Genomic DNA, 17,919 nt, shown 5'->3' with positions numbered 1-17,919 from the left:
GAATACTAGCAGCACTAATGGAATATAAAACAAGAAAACTATATCAATAATTCATAACATTATATTAACCCGGACATTCCATGAAATGTCGAGCTTCTCGCTCTGCTATTTTTTCGGCTGACACATTTTGTCGACATATGCATGCTTATTGCATGGATCTGTCGACAAAATGCTGTCATGGCGGGAAAAGAGCTAGCGAGAGGCCGACAAGCGAAGTTGTTCAGAATTTATGGTCTAAATACTGAAAATTACTTTTAACCCACAACCTTAATGAGCCTTAAAGCGGTTTTATGGAATATCCGGGTTCTTTATCTGTCCTTACTGGCACGCCCGAAGAAGCGATCTCGAAATTTCTTTTTTGGTTTCTCTTGAACGGGCTCCTCTCTCACTAGCTCCTCTCGATCAGGAATGGTGTCATAGAGAGGCTCAATGCTTTCATAATCCGGCTCCTGTTGGACCGTCGTAGAAGCATTACTGATGATATGAGTCTGCTGTTGCAGCTCTTCATAAAGATTCTCAGCAAAGACAGTCGCCTGATTTTGCAAAGCCTGATCAGAAGCAGCTCCCTGTTCATTCAGTAATGCCAGATAGTGATTGATCTGGGCATTGATGGCTGGAGGAATGGCCGATGTTAGATTAATAGTGGGTGAGATCACCGGTGGGGCTGTCGTGTTTTGATTTACCCCATTCGGGTCATCCGGTGACAACACTGGCATATAGAGTTCATCAGTGACTGATGGCTGGGATATACCAATTGATGATACCTGCCCTTCTGTGACTGGCAGATAATGGCTGGTATCTTCGCCCCCTCCGTCAGTTACGGCCAGGTAAGGATCAGTTTCCACAACTTCACCATCGGTAACGGCCAGATAAGGGTCAGTCTCCTTAACCTCACCATCGGTAACGGCCAGATAAGGATCTTGTTCCTGCACTCTACCCTCTGATACGGGCAGATAATCACTCTCAAGCTTCTGCCTGCCAGTAATTGGCTTCGGCGGAGGTCTGGACTCTATTTCTTCCATCTCACGAAGCACAGTATTTCTGTCATCGTATTCATGATCTGCCGCTCTTCGGGAATGTTCTTGAAGCAGTCCATCCCTTAGTTGTCTGACTACCAAACGCTGAACATCAGGTTCCGCATAAAGGTTGTTCTGCAATCCCGCCAGTGTTTCCTGGATCACTTCATAGATCGGACCTGTTGCCAGAGCACTGGCTGATGCAATATTCGATATTTGACTCCCTGACGGTTGTCTCGATATGGGTGAGACCGCATAGGGTAAATCATCTGGAACAGGTGATCGGGGTGTATTTCTGGGCGGTAAGGGAGGCGCTGGAGTTTCAGTAATTGACGGAATATTCAGAGAACCCGGGCGTACCTGCCGTATATCCCGATCGCTCAATTGAGTGGGAAGGTCATACTCCGTCTCGGAGTCTGATTCACTGGTTGAGCGTCTGGTACTGGCATTGGGCTCAACTACTTCCACAGTTTTTTTGTCGCCCCCTACAGAGTACTCACCTTTTTTGCCATGAAAGGCTCCCTGTCTGGTCAGTCTGAAACTGTCTTCTGTGCCATTGGCCTTTCCGGCCCCACCCGTTGCATCCACGATGTTTCACTCCAGTTCATATGTCATACCTGTTACATCGACAGACAAAAAAAATTAGACAGACTTCTGGATAGATGTATAAAAAAAGAGGTGACCAACTCAACGCTGGCCACCTCTTTTATCGTGAAAAGTTTTTCTTAGCTCACGACTGTTCAAACCGGAGAATCGATATCAACAAAAGTATGTTTGATGCCGTACTTCTCTTCCAGCCACTCACCCAATGCCTTGGCACCGTAGCGCTCGGTGGCGTGGTGTCCGGCACTGATATAGTGAATGCCATTTTCACGGGCAAAGTGCACGGTGGATTCTGAAATTTCGCCGCTGACATAAGCGTCAACATTCAGGTCCAGGGCTAAATCAATCATTCTCTGGGCACCGCCTGTACACCAGGCCAGAGTTTCTATTTTGTGGTCACCAGCAGGAATGAGCAAAGGTTTACGTCCCAGCTTCTCTTCAATCTGATCACCCAGATCTTTCAGCGATACAGGCACCTGAGGTTTGCCCCAGCTACCCACTGAACGAGCTTTACCTGGCTCCATACCACCTTCTGTCTTCCAACCCAACAACTTGGCTAACTGAGCGTTATTACCGAGTTCCTGGTGACCATCGAGAGGCAAGTGATAGCTGATCAGGCTGATATTATGTTTCAACAGGGTTTCAATCCGGCGCTTCTTCATACCCACAATGGCCGAATCTTCCCCTTTCCAGAAATAGCCGTGGTGGACCAGAATAGCGTCTGCTTTTAACTCTACCGCCTTATCGATCAACGCCTGACAGGCCGTAACGCCGGTTACGAGGCGTTGCACCTGCTCAGCACCTTCGACCTGAAGGCCATTGGGACAATAATCTTTGAACAGCCCGGGCTGTAATTCATCTTCCAGGATTTTCACCAGCTGTTTCAGGGTGATGCTCATCTTCCACTCCACAGTTTGTCGTACCCGGGTACCTGCTTCGTCTCACTAACGACTGTTTCCAGCAGGTTCGGGGGCTATCTATCAGCCACACAATACAGGTATATTAATGAATTATACTGCTGGCTTTCGGGTTTCAAGAGTTTTTATTTCCAGCGACAGCAAAATCTCTGCCCATAATCATCGACAAGCAAATCATGAAAAAATTCCTCAACCAGTTCATCTACCCCGCCATCACCGGCCTGATTGTAGCCTTCCTGGTGATTTTGCTTGCTCCCAACTGGCTGGGCCTGCCAAAGCTGAGCTTCAATAATGTCGTCAACAGGGGAGAGCAGTTTCTGGGCATTGGCGAGGTCTCCTACAGTTCGGCTGTCAAGATAGCCGCACCGGCCGTGGTGAATATTGCCACAGCAACTCTGGTCAATGAGTCCAGCCGTTCCAGAATGCCCAAAAGCCCCTTTACTGAAAACAATCTGGGACGGGCCAAAGTGGAAACCAGCCTGGGATCTGGCGTTATTATCAGCCCCGATGGCTATCTGTTGACCAATAACCATGTCATTGAAGGCGCCGACAGAATCATTGCCGTTCTAAAAGACGGGCGTGAAGAATCAGCCTCCATTGTCGGCCGTGACCCGGAGACCGACCTCGCTGTTCTGAAAATTGATCTGAAAAAGTTACCCAGCCTTGACCTGGCAGATTCTGGTCAGGCCGAGGTAGGTGACGTGGTTCTGGCTATTGGCAACCCGTTTGGACTGGGTCAGACGGTCACCATGGGGATTATCAGCGCCACCGGCAGAAATGACTTGAGTCTCAACACTTACGAAGACTTTATTCAGACAGACGCTGCCATCAATGTCGGTAACTCAGGGGGAGCATTGATCAGCGCACGTGGTGAGTTACTGGGCATTAATACTCTGCTGTTTTCCAGAGGCGGAGGTAATGAAGGCGTTGGCTTTGCCATTCCCTCTAGCATGGCCCGATTTGTCACTCAGTCCATCATCAAGTACGGCCGGGTTGTTCGGGGTTGGCTGGGAATAGAGTCACAACCCCTCACCAGTCAGTTGGCAGAAGCTTATGGTGTTGAAAGCAATGCCGGTATTCTGATCTCCGGCGTTTACGACAATGGCCCTGCCGACAAAGCGGGTCTGAGACGTGGAGACATACTGACTGCTATCAACAACATCAGCACCAGTGATGGCAAAAAAGTCATGAATATGGTGGCTCAGGAACCACCGGGCAGCGAAGTCACCTTACAGATTCTGCGAAACAATAAGCCTCTTGAAATGAAGGCAGTGGTGGCAACCCGACCTAACATGGTCAACTAAGTTCAGAACAAGCCTGATTCATTGTTCGAATATTAAATCAGGCTTTCACTTTTATCCTTAGAGCCCAGCTGCTGAACTAAGTGCATGCCCCCGACATAATCAGCAAAAAGAAGCTGACGACACCAATGACAAAGGTTACCCCATGAGTGAATGCCCACCAGTACCAGCTGTAATAACCATCAAAATATTGCTTGATTAATTCCGGAGTGACCGGCGAAAGTCTCGATAAGTCATCCAGCAGAGCCTGGTTAAACTGCCTGCCATCCAGACCATCAAAACGATCACCCCGGGAAATTTCCAGCTCAGCAATCATGGCCTGCTTCTTATATTGTTTGCCGAGTTGGAAGTGACTCCAGATCAATCGCCCCTCACTCTTGTTGCGAAGGTTAATGCCAAAGCCATTGTAATCCGTCAGGTGTTCCAGAGGAAAAAACTGATCAACAAATGCATCGTGATAATAAACACATTCGAGATTGCATTCTGTGGAAAACCACAACCACTTCTCATAAGTGTGCTGTTCCACAGAAACACAAACCTTTTTCCCGGAAGCATGGCACACTGCTTCAGGTGCATCACTCCCCACTGCCCAGTTACTGAGACACTGTAAAATCAGATATACACCGGCAGACAGTGACAACCGAACCATCCTGCACATGCTCACCTCTATCTGTTGATAGTCAGACAGAAAAACATAGCAGTTGTTGGAAAAGCATGTAGATTTGTTGCCCTGTTAGTCAGTAAGTGCCTGCTTCAAAGCACGGTTAAAAAGATAAAACAAACCGCCTGCCGACACTACAACCAGGACCATCACCAGCCAGGTCGATTCCGAACCAGAGACCTCACCATTCAGCAAAGACACCATATCCTGAGCTTTTTTACCTAACCAGATTGAGAAAAGAGTTCTAGGCAGCATGCCTAGAAAACCTCCCAGAAGAAATACCGAAAACCTGACTTTAAGAGCGGGCATTAATAAATTCATCAGAGCAAACGGCAACACGGGCGAGAGCCTGACCAGAAACATCAGACTCCAACTGTTTGTATTCAGAGTCTCAAGCGCCTTCTTAACCCTTGGACTGTTTCGGATGGTATGCATCAAATGTCCGCCATCCAACACTAACCCCGCTAGATAACCCAAAGCTGATGCCAGTAAATAGGCAGGCAACATAAAAGGAACGGCTTTCCACCCCAGAAAAAAGCCAGCTACCAGGGCTATAAATGTACTGGGAGTCAGAGCTAAAGCCATAGTCAATGCACTCAGCGCAAAAAAAGACGTCCACTGCCCTGCACTTAAAGCCGATAGATCAGCCTGATTCTGGATAAGCAATGAGGTCGCCCAGGAGCTGAAAAGCAAAGGGACACAGCTCAGTATGCCGGCACCGATAACAGACTTTCTGTTTTCCTTCAGAATGGATGAAAACGACATGGGAAAAGAGGATTCTATAAAACGTCAGCCTAACAGATCCTGCACCTGAACCAAACTGGCACTCTTTGTGCACATCACCTGGATGAGCGCCCAGTTTGAGAACATTTACAGAGTTTCGGCGCTCTACTTCGGTGCAAAAGACAAAAAGTGCACCAGATTCAAGCAAAGACATTTTCAAAGGAAGGTGCACATGGATTCTCTTCAGGTAGCCGATTTAATGGACCACCAGCCCCTTACCGTCAGTGCCGACATTGGCGTTATTGTTGCTCTCAGGCAGCTGCTTAAAAAAGGTCTTTCAGCGGCCCCTGTAGTCAGTGACGATGGCAACTTGCTGGGCATTCTTTCAGAAGCAGACTGTATGAAAGGGACCTTACTGGGTGGCTATTTCGAACAAGTCGGCGAACTGGTCAGCCATCGAATGAACACCGAAGTCAGCACCGTAACACCTGATACAGATCTGGTCAGTGCGGCCAAAATCATGTTGGATAACAAGCGTCGTGTATTGCCGGTAGTGGAAGCAGAAAAAGTGGTAGGCCTGTTAACCCGGACAAAGGTTTTGACAGAAATCATTGAACGAATGGACAGTCCAAGTCATACATGAAGAGCATCAGCCTGATGTCTCCAAGTATAGTTCCAGAAGTTTGTATTATTTAATACCTTGAAGCAGGGCGAATAATATAAACTCTTCTGGTCAATGGGTCGTGGCGATTTATTTCTTTCGGGAAGAGCTGATTTTGCAACAGGGTTCCTACTGGAATGGAGTACTACTTATAACAAGTTGCTTCTGTTAGCGGATAAACGACTGTCATCTTTAATCTCTTACCGATTCATCCCAGCGTACTGGCCGAATTTGGCTTATTATGTCATCTATTTTACATAATGCATAACTGCAAGTGCCAACTAACACTGAATTTAAATTAGCATAATACAGATAATAAAAAGCCATTAATTTACAAAGGTAAATAATATGAAGAAATCACTATTTATACTTATATCTGCGATAGCTATTCAAGCTCAAGCAGTTACTTATACAGCAAAAGGGGTTGTTACAAGAATCGAAGGCGGAGCACCTGAATCTCATTTTCAAGTATCCATGTGCCAACCGGTCACCTTAACGATAGAAGCTGCACCTTCTAGTGCTCAATTCTTTTTGGCTGCCCATGAAAATGTTTACTCTTTTAATCTGATCACAAATATTTCATTAGCTGTATCCAATGGTTCAACATACTCGTATACCCCTGGCGGTGTTTTAAATCCGTTTGATGGTGTTGCTTTTGCTGTAGGTAATGAGTCACTGACTGAGAGCTATGGAAGTGCTTATCCTGATTACGATCTTGAATATATTACTGCATTAGAGACCCCCAAAAACACTTCTAATGGAACTACAGAGGTTCCATTTTACCCACTTGATGACGGTTTAACTAGCGAATGGATACCTGATCTCAAAGGTTTAAATGGTGTAGGTATTTCATTGGCTTTTCCGGACAATTTCTGGGCTACTAGTGGTTCAGGAGGACCATCACCATTAGCTGCTCCTATAACGAGCTGGCATGGGGGTAAAGCCCAGTTTAAACATGATGATAATGTTATTATTGTAGAACTCAACAAGCTGAAAAGAGGGGCAGATGCTGAAATTACTGGCATAGGATTTAGTGATGTAGAGTGTACACCTGGATCTAGTATTGACCTGAATACATTTACAAAAACTAAAGTGGCTCACCAAGCAAAACTAAATGCTGAGTCTTTTACCGCAAAGGCGCGTTTTAGAAGTTCTGGCGCAACAGGTAATTATCAATCAGTTTTTACGTCTCGTAACAATGATAATGGTGATCTTTATGGTTACATGCTCTATATAACCCCAGGCGGAGAACTCGAAGCGTGGGTGGGTTCTGGCGATAATAGTGATTGGAAACTATTAAGAGCACCCGGTTTTACAATGCCTAGTAATCAATATGTTAATGCTACTGTCCGTTTTAAAAAAACAGGCATTAATGATAACAGTGGCACTTTGTCATTATTTGTGACTGATGCTAATGGTAACGATTTTAGTGGCGTTACATCACCAGTAAGTACGTCTACTAATTTCTCGCCAGCAACGACAAACCCACTTAGCGTAGGGATAGGAGGAGATACTGGAACAGACTATTCATTAATAGGAGATGTTAGTTTGTTTGAGTATTATTCAAGAGCAATTGATTCCAGCGCATTACCAAAATCAATAACTATTCTAGATAAATCGAAAGAGCTTACGCTGGATTACTAATACGTAGAAACCCTAATCAAATAGATCAAACCCATTTTGTTGTCGGGCAAAGTAGAATAGCTCAAACTTAATTTGACAATTTCTTCTCAATCTGAGCCCACCAGCCTTCACAAAAGGCTGGTGGGAACTGAACCAAGATTGAATGTCATTTCAATGGTTTATTTCTTGATACGGTATTCTGCTGAACGGGCATGAGCTGTCAGAGACTCGCCACGAGCCAATACAGAAGCCACTTTACCCATTTCTGAAGCGCCTTCTGGTGAGAAATGAATCAGTGAAGAGCGCTTCTGAAAGTCGTAAACACCCAGCGGTGAAGAGAACCTTGCAGTGCCTGAAGTAGGCAAGACGTGGTTGGGGCCAGCACAATAATCACCCAGAGCTTCAGCGGTGTAGCGTCCCATAAAAATAGCGCCTGCGTGACGGATATCAGCCAACAGAGCCTGGGGATCTTCTACTGACAGTTCCAAGTGCTCCGGAGCAATTCGGTTGGTGACTTCACAAGCGGCTTTCATGTCCGGAACATGGATCATTATGCCTCTGTTGTTCATAGATTCGGCAATGATTTGCTTACGTTCCATTTCAGGCAACAATCTGCGCATGCTTTCCAGAACCTGATCCAGAAACGCCTGATCAGGTGAGACCAGAATGGACTGAGCATCTTCATCATGTTCAGCCTGGGAGAAAAGATCCATGGCAATCCAGTCCGGATCTGTACGACCATCGCACACTACCATGATTTCAGATGGGCCTGCGATCATATCTATACCGACCTGACCAAATACTTCGCGCTTCGCTGTGGCCACATATATATTGCCAGGGCCAACTATTTTATCCACACCCGGAACGGTTTCTGTTCCATAAGCCAGTGCTGCAACAGCCTGCGCGCCGCCCACTGTAAATACTTTCTTGACACCCGCTACCGCTGCTGCTGCCAGAACCATGTCGTTCACTACACCATCCGGTGTGGGCACAACCATAATAATTTCTTTAACGCCTGCCACATGGGCTGGAATGGCATTCATCATGACCGATGACGGGTAGGATGCCTTTCCACCAGGCACGTAAAGGCCGACCCGATCCATAGGCAACACCTGTTGCCCAAGCAGGGTTCCATCGTCTTCCTCGTAGGTCCAGGAAGGTTGCACTTGGCGCTCGTGATAACTTCTGATCCGGTTGGCAGCTACCTCAAGTGCTTGTCTCTGCTCCTCTGGAATCGTTTCCAGAGCTTTCTGGAGTTGCTCTTCGCCCAGGGTCAGCTCTTCCATACTGGACACAGACAGACGATCAAAACGATTGGTGAACTCCACGAGGGCATCATCTCCGCGGGAGCGCACTTCAGCGATAATATGTTTTACCCGCTGCTGAACCTCTTCATCAGAGACACTTTCCCAGGCCAGCAGATGATCCAGCTGCTCATTAAAGTCCTGGTTCTCGTAGCTCAGTTGCACAGGGTTCGCATTCATCGAATTACTCCGTTGCACTTCTTATCAGTTGTGAATATCAGACTCTTACGTGAGCTAAGCGTTAAGTCCCATACCGTTCGCACTGAGCCTGTCGAAGTGCATTATCAGCATCCTTCGACAAGCTCAGGATGAACGGAGCATCTATGAGCATTAACGCTTGGCTGCATTAGGCATCAACTGCAGCACTCAGCTGCTGAATCAGTGCATTGATGGCTTCAAACTTCACCTTCATGGAAGCTTTGTTCACAACCAGTCTGGAAGATACATGAGTGATCAGTTCCCTTGGTTCCAGCCCATTGGCTCTGAGGGTATTGCCGGTATCCACCACATCAACAATGATGTCAGCGAGACCCACAAGGGGCGCCAGCTCCATAGAACCGTAGAGCTTGATAATATCGGCCTGACGCCCTTGCGAGGCATAGTAGCGCTTGGCCACATTGACAAACTTGGTCGCTACCTTGATACGCCCTGTTGCAGGCTCTTCAAAACCCGTTTTACCCGCTGTCATCAACTTACATTGGGCAATCTTGAGATCCAAAGGTTCATAAAGCTCTGTCGATCCATGTTCCAGCAGCACATCCTTACCTGCGACTCCCACATCTGCAGCACCATATTCAACATAGGTGGGCACATCGCTGGCTCTGACAATCAGCAAATTGACGTCTGGATGTGTGGTAGAAATGATGAGCTTCCGGCTCTTGGCAGGATCTTCAGCTAATTCAATGCCGGCTGCCTTGAGAAGCGGCAGTGTGTCTTTGAGTATGCGCCCTTTGGAAAGCGCTATTGTGATCTGGCTGGACATCTGGGACAGGCTTCCTTCGCGTTAAGTTGCGTAGTTTACACCAAACCAGAGATAACGTGAGGGGTTCAAAGCCGTGCTGACAGGGAATTTTTCGCTTTTTATCAGAGAAAAAGTCGGAAAGGGTAAAGCTGAAGTTAAAACAGAAACAATGGGAGGCTGATTACAGCCTCCCGGAGGAAGGTCAATCAGGCAGGAACACGACGAATTTTCGCGCCCAGCTGCTGAAGCTTCTCTTCGATACATTCGTAACCACGGTCAATGTGGTAGATACGCTCAACCACAGTGTCGCCTTCAGCAATCAGGCCGGCAATGACCAGACTGGCTGAAGCCCTGAGGTCTGTTGCCATAACCGGAGCGGCTTTCAGGGAATCCACCCCTTTGATCACAACCGTATTGCCTTCCACTTTGACGTCAGCGCCCATGCGTTTCATTTCCTGAACATGCATGAAGCGGTTTTCAAAAACGGTTTCTGTGATGCTGCCCACACCTTCAGAGATCAGGTTCAACGCAGTGAACTGAGCCTGAATATCGGTTGGCATAGCAGGATAAGGTGCGGTCTTGAGGTCTATCGCGCCTGGACGTTTACCTTTCATGTCCAGCTCGATCCAGTCCTCACCCCACTCTACGGAAGCACCGGCTTCACGCAGTTTGATCAGGATGGCATCCAGCAGATCTGGCTGAGTGTCCTTGAGTCGAACACGACCACCAGTGGCAGCAGCAGCGATCAGGTAAGTACCGGTTTCAATACGATCCGGCAGTACTGAGTATGTGCAACCTTTCAGGCGCTCAACTCCTTGAACACGGATTACATCAGTGCCTGCGCCCTCAATCTTGGCTCCCATAGTCATCAGGCATTCAGCCAGATCCACTACTTCGGGTTCACGGGCTGCATTCTCAATGATGGTTTCACCATCGGCCAGACAGGCGGCCATAAGAATGTTTTCAGTGCCGGTTACCGTCACCGTATCCATAAAGATACGGGCACCTTTCAGGCGATCCTTAACACTGGCTTTGATGTAACCATCTTCAACGACAATGTCTGCCCCCATAGCCTGCAGACCTTTTACATGAAGATCTACAGGACGGCTGCCAATGGCACAACCGCCTGGCAGGGAAACTTCTGCACGACCAAAGCGCGCAAGCAGAGGCCCTAGTACCAGAATGGAAGCACGCATGGTTTTTACCAGCTCATAAGGAGCGCGCAGCTGCTTGATGGTGCTGGCATGAACTTCAACGTTCATACGTTCATCCACCATCAGGTCAATACCCATGCAGCCGAACAGCTCAAACATGGTGGTAATATCGTGCAAGTGAGGCAGATTGCAGACGGTAACGGGATCGTCTGCCAGCAGAGTGGCGGCCAGAATAGGCAGTGCGGAGTTCTTAGCACCGGAGATACGGATTTCGCCATCCAGACGCGTACCACCAGTGATAATCAGTTTATCCATCATAGTTTCACCTGTGATCTGCTGGTTAGGCTTGGCGTTGGGCTTCGGAAGGGGTCTGGGTGGTCATGGTCACCGCATGAATGGCACCACTGGCAATCAGGTCATTCAGATGCTTGTAAACCATCTGCTGACGCTTTACAGGCAAAGCCCCTTCAAACTGGTCACTGATAATGGTCAGGCGAAAGTCACACCCTTCTCCTTCTACCAAAACTTCTGACCCGGGGATACTCTCTTCCAGCAGCGCCTTCACTTCGGTGGCTTGCATGCATTCACCTCTCAAAACAGTCATGAGCCGGAAAAGCCGTCTCATGCCTTAATCATTAGCACAAAAACACCGCTAAACAGCGGCATTTTCATGAAAAATTCGTGATCCGATGCAACCATCAGACCTGAGCCAACAGCCATTCAACAAGGTACCCCTAAGGGTATGCTTGCGGGCAAATTGATGAATCATATCGGACATTGGCTGTACTGACCAGTCCTAGCGGGGAGGACTGGCAGTAAATAGACAATCTGCAGCCTGAATTTATCGGATGTCCAGGAGCCGCCTGTTTTAAAGAAAAGCAACTATGAACAGGTACTTTCCTGCAAAATCGGCTCTACTCCACAGACCCTCGCCAGGGCTGCAAGTTCCTCTGGCATATCAGAAAGGCAAAGGTGGCCGCCTTTTTCCTGAGCCAGCCGGATCCAGGAGAGGCAAACAGAAAGGGTAGAACTGTCGCCCTTAAGCAAGTTGGCCAGACTCACTCTCAAAACACCGCCGGAGCCGATGTCTTTTTCCAGCAGCTTGCGACCTTCACTCTCTACTTCAACAGCATTATCAAAATTGACAATACCATTCAGAGAAAACTGCCCCGGAGCCAATCGTTCAAGCTGCATAATTCTTAATTCCTGATTGAAGTGAAATTACTTCTTATCCTTGTCAGCAGAAGCAGACATGATGGATGCCCAGTTCTCAACTACGTAAGGCACTTTCTTATGCTTGTTGATAGCATCTGCAAACTGGCTCTGGAACTGTTTGGCAACGTTAATGCCTTCGATGGTTACGTTACGCAGCTTCCAGCGGCCGTCAACGTGAACCATTGAATAAAAAATCTCAACAGTACTGTTGCTGGTACGCACTTTCATCTTAACCGGTATACGACTGCTCTTGCCTTCCTGATAGTTCTTCAGGACTTCCGGCGAAGTTTTATCGACACTGTCAATGGCCAGGCTGGTATCGTCCAGAGATAACAGGGCCTTACCATAAAAACGAATCAGACTGTCTTTAAAAGCGGATTCGAACTTAACCACCTGATCCGGACTGCGGTGTGCGTATTTACCCATGACATAGCGGGCTACCTGATCAAATGCCACCACAGGTGACAACAGACGATCCACTTCTTTGAAAAAACCATCCGGATCTTTCTTGTACTGTTCCTTGTTCTTATTGAACGTATCCAACAATTCAGAAGTGATCTTTTTTACTTCGATTTCGGGCGGTTGCAATGGAGCAGGAGCTGCATTCGCCACCACAGCCATCATCAGGCACGCCAGAGCCATCAGGAATTGTTGAACAGACTTTACCATTTTCATTCTTGATTCCATCTTTATATGCAGGCTTTATTTCCAGGTTGGTACTGCTTTGCACTGCGCTCTATGAAGCCACTACACAACTCCGGTGTAGCCTGTCGAGTTTAAACTTCACTCTTCTTTATTCGTCGCTGACGGACCCCAGAAGGAATTTCCCAATCAACTCTTCCAGTATAACGGCTGACTGGGTATCTTCGAAGCGACCACCGTCCTTAATGTAATCGATATCGCCGCCAATACTGATACCAATATACTTTTCACCCAACAAACCTGCTGTCACGATCGAGGCGGTGCTGTCTATGGGAATGTTATCGACATTGGAGTCGATTTCCATTTCAACCTTGGCCATATAGGTCTGCTTATCCAGTTCAACCTTTGTCACCCGACCAATGATAACACCCGCCAGGGCCACCTTGGCTCTAGGCTTCAGGGTTCCGGTATTGTCAAACATGCCGGTCACACTGTAAGTCTGTTTGCCACTTTCCAGAGACAGTCCACTGACTTTTAATGCCAACACCACCAGCGCCAGCATTCCTGCCAACATAAATCCGCCGACGCTTATCTCTACTGTTCTCATCCGCATCTTAGAGTTCTCCAAACATGACAGCGGTCAAAATGAAATCCAGCCCCAATATGGCCAGGGAAGAATAAACAACAGTCCTTGTTGTTGCTCGGCTGACACCCTCAGAAGTGGGAATGGCATCATACCCCTGGAAGACTGCAATCCAGGTCACGACAAAACCAAAGACAAGACTCTTAATCAGTCCATTACCTATATCCGCCACCAGACTGACGGAAGCCTGCATACTGGACCAGAAAGAGCCTTCATAAATGCCCAACCAGTCAACGCCCACCATAACAGCGCCCAAAATACCCACCAGACTGAAAATAGCCGCCAGTAGAGGCATGGAAATAACCCCTGCCCAGAATCTTGGCGCAATCACTCGCTTGAGAGGATCAACACCAATCATCTCCATACTGGATAGCTGCTCAGTAGTTTTCATCAAACCAATTTCTGCAGTCAGGGCTGAGCCTGCTCGTCCAGCAAACAGAAGTGCGGTCACAACAGGGCCCAGTTCTCTGAGAAGACTCAGGGCAACCATTTGACCCACAGCATCTTCAGAGCCATAACGAATCAGGATGTTATATCCCTGCAGCGCCAACACCATGCCGATGAATAAACCCGACACTGTCACAATAATGAGCGACATGACACCAACGCTGTATAACTGTTGTGTCAGTAGTGAGAAGCGATTGCTAAACCCTGCTCTGGAGAAGATCGCCAAAATCAGGAAGACACCCGCCCGACCGATAGACTGGATCTGATCCAGCCCAAAACGGCCGAGCTGTGCAACCCTGTCTAGAATTCCAATGCTCATCCAACCTCCCCGCCGAGCAATGCTTTTTTATAGTCAGGTGCCGGATAGTGGAAAGGCACCGGACCATCAGAGAGTCCATTCATAAACTGTTTCACTCTGGAGTCATCGGAGTTCATCAGGCTATCGGGCTCTCCCTGACCAATGACTTCACCGTCAGCTATCAGATAGAGATAGTCAGAAATTGATGCCGTTTCATTGAGATCATGAGAGACCACAACGCTGGTAATTTTCAGCGCATCATTCAGCATTCTTATCAGTTTCACCAGCACCCCCATAGCAATAGGGTCCTGACCAACGAAGGGCTCATCATACATAACCATGGCTGGATCAAGGGCAATGGCCCTGGCCAGAGCCACTCTTCGATTCATACCACCGGAAAGCTCAGCCGGCATCAGCGACCAGGCTCCCCTGAGGCCAACGGCTTCCAGCTTCATGAAGACAATATCCCGAATCATCGGTTCAGCCAGTTTGGTATGGATACGCAACGGAAAGGCTACATTTTCAAATACCGACAGATCCGTAAACAGTGCGCCACTCTGAAAAAGCATGCCCATTTTACGACGGGTACGAAACAATTCTTCCCTGCTGAGCAAATCCAGGTTTTGCCCATCCACAAAAATCTGTCCGGAATCAGGACGAAGCTGACGCCCAATCAAACGTAATAAAGTTGTTTTACCGGTACCGGAAGGTCCCATGATACCCACCACCTTTCCTCTGGGAATGGTGATATCAACATTATTAAAAATAGTTCGATCGCCGCGATGAAACGTCAAACCACGGATCTCTATAAAGTTATCACTTGCCTCAGTCATTGGAAGGCGATTCCTTGCATCTGTTTGGACTGCACTCAATAGCAACCGTTTTTCCCTGACAGTTAACTACTGACCTGTCACTAATTATGGCGACTTTCTGTTGTCTTTTGAACCATCTGAACACATCCTGAACGGACTCACGATATCCAAACGGGTGATCTGATGGTTTTTTACCGGTCATTTACGCTTTCTTCAGCCTTCAAAAACTTAATCCTATTTATGGGTTATTGCTGGAATGAGTTCCCAATGCCGAATAAACTAATGCGCCCGGGAAATGACTGTTTCTTTTCTAACAACGGTTTTTTCATAACAACTGACACTAAAGACAAACAATCTTGCTGCTCTTTATGTGAAAAAAAAGCACCCCATTACTTTTGCCACCCTGAATAAGAAAAGAGAAATTATCCTATGCTCACTGCCCTTGCAGCCATTCTAGTTGGCTTCGTCATTCTGACCTGGAGTGCCGACCGTTTCGTAGCAGGTGCCGCGGCAACGGCCAGTAACATGAATGTGTCGAGAATGCTGATCGGCCTGACCGTGGTCTCTATTGGCACCTCCGCCCCTGAAATTCTGGTTTCACTGATGGCAGCCTTGCAGGGCTTTCCCGGTCTGGCAGTGGGCAACGCAATGGGTTCCAACATTGCCAATATGGGCCTGGTGCTGGGTATTACTGCTCTGATCGCACCTCTCCCGGTCAAAGCAGCATTAGCCAAAAGAGAAATCCCTCTTTTACTGGTCATTACCATTATTGCCGGCATCTGTGTCGCCAATGGCTACCTAGGCCGAATTGATGGTTTGATTCTGCTGTCAGGTTTGTTTATCACCCTCTACCTGATGATCCGTTGGCAGAAGCAGCATCCAGAAGAGCCTCTGGTTGAAGACGAGGAAATCCCTGAACTGTCTCCAGGCAAAGCCTGGTTCATGCTGGGTTCAGGACTTCTCCTATTGCTGGGCAGTTCACAGCTGCTGGTCTGGGGAGCCACAGAGATCGCCCAGATGATGGGCATCAGCGACCTGATTATTGGACTGACCATTGTTGCCATTGGCACCAGCCTGCCAGAACTGGCCGCATCGGTGACCAGTGCCTTGAAAGGCCATCATGATATTGCCCTGGGCAATGTGATTGGCTCCAATATTTTCAACCTCCTGGCCGTCCTTTCCATGCCTGGCCTGGTGGCTCCCGGCGGGCTGGAACAGGCCGTCATTTTAAGAGATTATCCGGTCATGCTGGGGATGACCGTCTTGCTGGCCCTGCTCTGCCTGTTTGGTAAACAACCCAGACATATTGGCCGAGTGACCGGCATTGTTCTGCTGTCTATCTACTGTTCATATGGAGCCTGGCTCTTCATTCAGCACTGACACCTTTCATGGGCTTTCGGGGCTGATTCCAATCAGCCCTGTCATCGACTCCTCTCCCCTTTCCAATCCAACTGCCATAACTGACCGTTTTTTCAACGAGTCTGTTTATATCTGTCTATGCTTACCTGATTTTCAAGAATCTGATTCTCAGAGCACGTAACGGACAGATGAATTTAATAAAAAATGCATTATGGATTGTGCTGGCCTGCTTCACCCTGATTCATAAGGTTTGGTCTCAGGATGATCTTGAACAGCTGAATCAACTTATGACCTTGTCTCCAGGCGCTGTCTCAGACAAAAGCCTTGGGTTTTATTCTGCGGGTTCCGACCTGCTCGTCAGCCAGGTAGATCTGGTAACTGAGCCGTTAACGGTGTTGCTGATTCTTAATGGACCAGAGCTTCAGCCTGTAGATGGCCATATAGAATGGTCCACCGATGGAACCACATGGCATGATGCCGACTTTGATAAAGAAGGTGTTAAGTCGGGCAACACTGGCCATATTCGCGTGAAGCTCCCCCACTTACCTCCCAGCAACGATATTCAAAGAATCGTTTTCAGAACTCGGTTAGAAGGACAAACAGGTATTCATGAAAGCCGGCAACTGGTCACGGTTTTGCCCTTTGGAGAAGCTAAAGAAGCTGTCTTTTACGATATAGGGGGCACTGTTCAGGCCAAATACAAACTTGAAAAAAAGAAGGCCAAAGATGCAAGAGACCCATTTTCCCCTGTCTTAAGAGCCATCAAGGAAGACATTGCATCAGGATTACTGGTGGTATTCCTGACCAGCAAGGAACAGGAAGATGGTCATATGATTCGTACCTGGTTCAAGGAGCATGGGCTTCCCCCAGGCCCCATCCTTATGCCCAGGGCTCGATGCTGTGCCGACAACGGCGAGGATTTCAAATTCAAGGTATTAAGTTACCTTAAGGGCAAGGTCAAAGTGATCAGAGCCTGGGGAAACGGCGTAGAAAAGGATGTTTTGCCCTATATGAAAGCAGGTGTATGTACTGTCAAACATATCAGCTGGCCTCTTTCCGATGCCTCCAGCATCAAACTGCTTGTAGCCAGTAAGCTAAAGCATTATCTACTACAGAGCCGTATCAAGCTGACTCACTGCACAGAAGGTATGTGCATACCAGCCGTTTTGAGTACTTATATTATTGAGAGCCCTGCTTGCAGAGGCCTGATGAGCTCGCCCCAGGTTTGTTCATCCGGTTCATATCCAGATGATGACCCGGATGCCCCTCCCTGCTTTTATTATCCAACAGTGCGGAAAGGCATTGATACTACTATGGAGCAGCAGTTCGACCACTGGGTTACAGGACAAGGGCAAACAGTTGCACAGCTTTGGCCAGGACTGCTCGCAACGCTGCTCTATTTCGCAGCGTTACCGATGGATGCCATTCCATCACGAATCCCGTAAACCAGCTCCCTTCGCCCTCAATACGAGCAGAAAGGAACTGTTTGCGCAAAGCAGGCTCTAATCCTGCTATCCTGTGCTGTTACTGTGACAAAAGGCACTATAGAATAGGCCAGTCACAACCAATCTGTATGCAA

At 47.8% G+C, this 17,919-nt stretch carries 18 protein-coding genes; 5 read left to right on the top strand and 13 right to left on the bottom strand.

What is annotated here, in order from left to right:
* Positions 1-308 precede the first annotated feature (308 nt).
* On the bottom strand, positions 309-1,604 hold the full coding sequence (locus tag WG89_RS07420) for a hypothetical protein (protein WP_062263554.1): 1,296 nt from the start codon (positions 1,602-1,604) through the stop codon (positions 309-311).
* 152 nt (positions 1,605-1,756) lie between these two features.
* Positions 1,757-2,518 (bottom strand): Nif3-like dinuclear metal center hexameric protein, encoded by a 762-nt coding sequence (locus WG89_RS07415; protein ID WP_062263551.1) that lies wholly within the window; start codon positions 2,516-2,518, stop codon positions 1,757-1,759.
* Positions 2,519-2,712: 194 nt separating this feature from the next.
* Here WG89_RS07415 and WG89_RS07410 point away from each other — a divergent pair, with 194 nt between their 5' ends.
* On the top strand, positions 2,713-3,840 hold the full coding sequence (locus tag WG89_RS07410) for a S1C family serine protease (protein WP_062263548.1): 1,128 nt from the start codon (positions 2,713-2,715) through the stop codon (positions 3,838-3,840).
* A 76-nt stretch (positions 3,841-3,916) separates the two neighbouring features.
* Here the strand turns inward: WG89_RS07410 and WG89_RS07405 are convergent, their stop codons facing one another.
* Positions 3,917-4,495 (bottom strand): hypothetical protein, encoded by a 579-nt coding sequence (locus WG89_RS07405; RefSeq protein ID WP_153301470.1) that lies wholly within the window; start codon positions 4,493-4,495, stop codon positions 3,917-3,919.
* A gap of 75 nt (positions 4,496-4,570) precedes the next feature.
* Positions 4,571-5,263 (bottom strand): TVP38/TMEM64 family protein, encoded by a 693-nt coding sequence (locus WG89_RS07400; RefSeq protein ID WP_062263543.1) that lies wholly within the window; start codon positions 5,261-5,263, stop codon positions 4,571-4,573.
* A 190-nt stretch (positions 5,264-5,453) separates the two neighbouring features.
* Here WG89_RS07400 and WG89_RS07395 point away from each other — a divergent pair, with 190 nt between their 5' ends.
* Both WG89_RS07395 and WG89_RS07390 read left to right on the top strand, forming a co-directional pair.
* A complete protein-coding gene (locus tag WG89_RS07395; RefSeq protein ID WP_062263768.1) occupies positions 5,454-5,864 on the top strand; it encodes a CBS domain-containing protein in 411 nt (136 codons plus the stop codon).
* A gap of 366 nt (positions 5,865-6,230) precedes the next feature.
* The gene (locus tag WG89_RS07390; protein ID WP_062263539.1) at positions 6,231-7,526 is read left to right on the top strand and encodes a LamG-like jellyroll fold domain-containing protein; all 1,296 of its coding nucleotides are present in this window, start codon (positions 6,231-6,233) and stop codon (positions 7,524-7,526) included.
* Positions 7,527-7,684: 158 nt separating this feature from the next.
* On the opposite strand, the gene hisD is transcribed toward WG89_RS07390, so the two are convergent.
* From hisD to WG89_RS07345, 9 genes are all read right to left on the bottom strand, one after another.
* Positions 7,685-8,989 carry a histidinol dehydrogenase gene (hisD, locus tag WG89_RS07385; protein WP_062263536.1) on the bottom strand — a complete coding sequence of 435 codons (1,305 nt, stop codon included), beginning with the start codon at positions 8,987-8,989 and terminating at the stop codon, positions 7,685-7,687.
* Positions 8,990-9,155: 166 nt separating this feature from the next.
* Positions 9,156-9,791, bottom strand: coding sequence for an ATP phosphoribosyltransferase (gene hisG / locus WG89_RS07380; RefSeq protein ID WP_062263533.1), 636 nt, complete (start codon positions 9,789-9,791; stop codon positions 9,156-9,158).
* A 185-nt stretch (positions 9,792-9,976) separates the two neighbouring features.
* Positions 9,977-11,239, bottom strand: a complete 1,263-nt coding sequence (gene murA / locus WG89_RS07375) for a UDP-N-acetylglucosamine 1-carboxyvinyltransferase (protein ID WP_062263764.1) — start codon at positions 11,237-11,239, stop codon at positions 9,977-9,979.
* Between the two features lie 25 nt (positions 11,240-11,264).
* Complete coding sequence (locus WG89_RS07370) at positions 11,265-11,504, bottom strand: BolA family protein (RefSeq protein ID WP_062263761.1); 240 nt, start codon at positions 11,502-11,504, stop codon at positions 11,265-11,267.
* Between the two features lie 302 nt (positions 11,505-11,806).
* Positions 11,807-12,118, bottom strand: coding sequence for an STAS domain-containing protein (locus tag WG89_RS07365; RefSeq protein ID WP_062263530.1), 312 nt, complete (start codon positions 12,116-12,118; stop codon positions 11,807-11,809).
* 27 nt (positions 12,119-12,145) lie between these two features.
* Complete coding sequence (locus WG89_RS07360; RefSeq protein ID WP_172806736.1) at positions 12,146-12,814, bottom strand: MlaC/ttg2D family ABC transporter substrate-binding protein; 669 nt, start codon at positions 12,812-12,814, stop codon at positions 12,146-12,148.
* A gap of 118 nt (positions 12,815-12,932) precedes the next feature.
* Positions 12,933-13,394: an outer membrane lipid asymmetry maintenance protein MlaD gene (mlaD, locus tag WG89_RS07355; RefSeq protein WP_062263525.1), complete on the bottom strand. Its 462-nt coding sequence runs from the start codon at positions 13,392-13,394 to the stop codon at positions 12,933-12,935.
* 1 nt (position 13,395) lies between these two features.
* Positions 13,396-14,190: a lipid asymmetry maintenance ABC transporter permease subunit MlaE gene (mlaE, locus tag WG89_RS07350; RefSeq protein ID WP_062263523.1), complete on the bottom strand. Its 795-nt coding sequence runs from the start codon at positions 14,188-14,190 to the stop codon at positions 13,396-13,398.
* A complete protein-coding gene (locus tag WG89_RS07345; protein ID WP_062263520.1) occupies positions 14,187-15,002 on the bottom strand; it encodes an ATP-binding cassette domain-containing protein in 816 nt (271 codons plus the stop codon). The genes mlaE and WG89_RS07345 overlap by 4 nt, the downstream gene beginning before the upstream one ends.
* Before the next feature lie 408 nt (positions 15,003-15,410).
* Here WG89_RS07345 and WG89_RS07335 point away from each other — a divergent pair, with 408 nt between their 5' ends.
* On the top strand, positions 15,411-16,361 hold the full coding sequence (locus WG89_RS07335; protein ID WP_062263514.1) for a calcium/sodium antiporter: 951 nt from the start codon (positions 15,411-15,413) through the stop codon (positions 16,359-16,361).
* A 167-nt stretch (positions 16,362-16,528) separates the two neighbouring features.
* A complete protein-coding gene (locus WG89_RS07330) occupies positions 16,529-17,785 on the top strand; it encodes an LNS2 domain-containing protein (protein ID WP_062263510.1) in 1,257 nt (418 codons plus the stop codon).
* The last annotated feature ends 134 nt before the right edge of the window (positions 17,786-17,919 follow it).

The sequence above is a fragment of the Endozoicomonas arenosclerae genome, from assembly GCF_001562015.1.
In the GTDB taxonomy this organism is placed as follows: Bacteria; Pseudomonadota; Gammaproteobacteria; order Pseudomonadales; family Endozoicomonadaceae; genus Endozoicomonas_A; species Endozoicomonas_A arenosclerae.
Note: the sequence above shows the minus strand (reverse complement) of the source record. Positions and strands in the feature narration are given on the sequence as shown.

Excerpts from the sequence above, each read along its gene's own strand:
- WG89_RS07415 (WP_062263551.1), bottom strand. The coding sequence starts at position 2,518 with ATGAGCATCACCCTGAAACAGCTGGTGAAAATCCTGGAAGATGAATTA.
- WG89_RS07410 (WP_062263548.1), top strand. The coding sequence starts at position 2,713 with ATGAAAAAATTCCTCAACCAGTTCATCTACCCCGCCATCACCGGCCTG.
- WG89_RS07405 (WP_153301470.1), bottom strand. The coding sequence starts at position 4,495 with ATGTGCAGGATGGTTCGGTTGTCACTGTCTGCCGGTGTATATCTGATT.
- WG89_RS07400 (WP_062263543.1), bottom strand. The coding sequence starts at position 5,263 with ATGTCGTTTTCATCCATTCTGAAGGAAAACAGAAAGTCTGTTATCGGT.
- WG89_RS07395 (WP_062263768.1), top strand. The coding sequence starts at position 5,454 with ATGGATTCTCTTCAGGTAGCCGATTTAATGGACCACCAGCCCCTTACC.
- WG89_RS07390 (WP_062263539.1), top strand. The coding sequence starts at position 6,231 with ATGAAGAAATCACTATTTATACTTATATCTGCGATAGCTATTCAAGCT.
- hisD (WP_062263536.1), bottom strand. The coding sequence starts at position 8,989 with ATGAATGCGAACCCTGTGCAACTGAGCTACGAGAACCAGGACTTTAAT.
- hisG (WP_062263533.1), bottom strand. The coding sequence starts at position 9,791 with ATGTCCAGCCAGATCACAATAGCGCTTTCCAAAGGGCGCATACTCAAA.
- murA (WP_062263764.1), bottom strand. The coding sequence starts at position 11,239 with ATGGATAAACTGATTATCACTGGTGGTACGCGTCTGGATGGCGAAATC.
- WG89_RS07370 (WP_062263761.1), bottom strand. The coding sequence starts at position 11,504 with ATGCAAGCCACCGAAGTGAAGGCGCTGCTGGAAGAGAGTATCCCCGGG.
- WG89_RS07365 (WP_062263530.1), bottom strand. The coding sequence starts at position 12,118 with ATGCAGCTTGAACGATTGGCTCCGGGGCAGTTTTCTCTGAATGGTATT.
- WG89_RS07360 (WP_172806736.1), bottom strand. The coding sequence starts at position 12,814 with ATGAAAATGGTAAAGTCTGTTCAACAATTCCTGATGGCTCTGGCGTGC.
- mlaD (WP_062263525.1), bottom strand. The coding sequence starts at position 13,394 with ATGCGGATGAGAACAGTAGAGATAAGCGTCGGCGGATTTATGTTGGCA.
- mlaE (WP_062263523.1), bottom strand. The coding sequence starts at position 14,190 with ATGAGCATTGGAATTCTAGACAGGGTTGCACAGCTCGGCCGTTTTGGG.
- WG89_RS07345 (WP_062263520.1), bottom strand. The coding sequence starts at position 15,002 with ATGACTGAGGCAAGTGATAACTTTATAGAGATCCGTGGTTTGACGTTT.
- WG89_RS07335 (WP_062263514.1), top strand. The coding sequence starts at position 15,411 with ATGCTCACTGCCCTTGCAGCCATTCTAGTTGGCTTCGTCATTCTGACC.
- WG89_RS07330 (WP_062263510.1), top strand. The coding sequence starts at position 16,529 with ATGAATTTAATAAAAAATGCATTATGGATTGTGCTGGCCTGCTTCACC.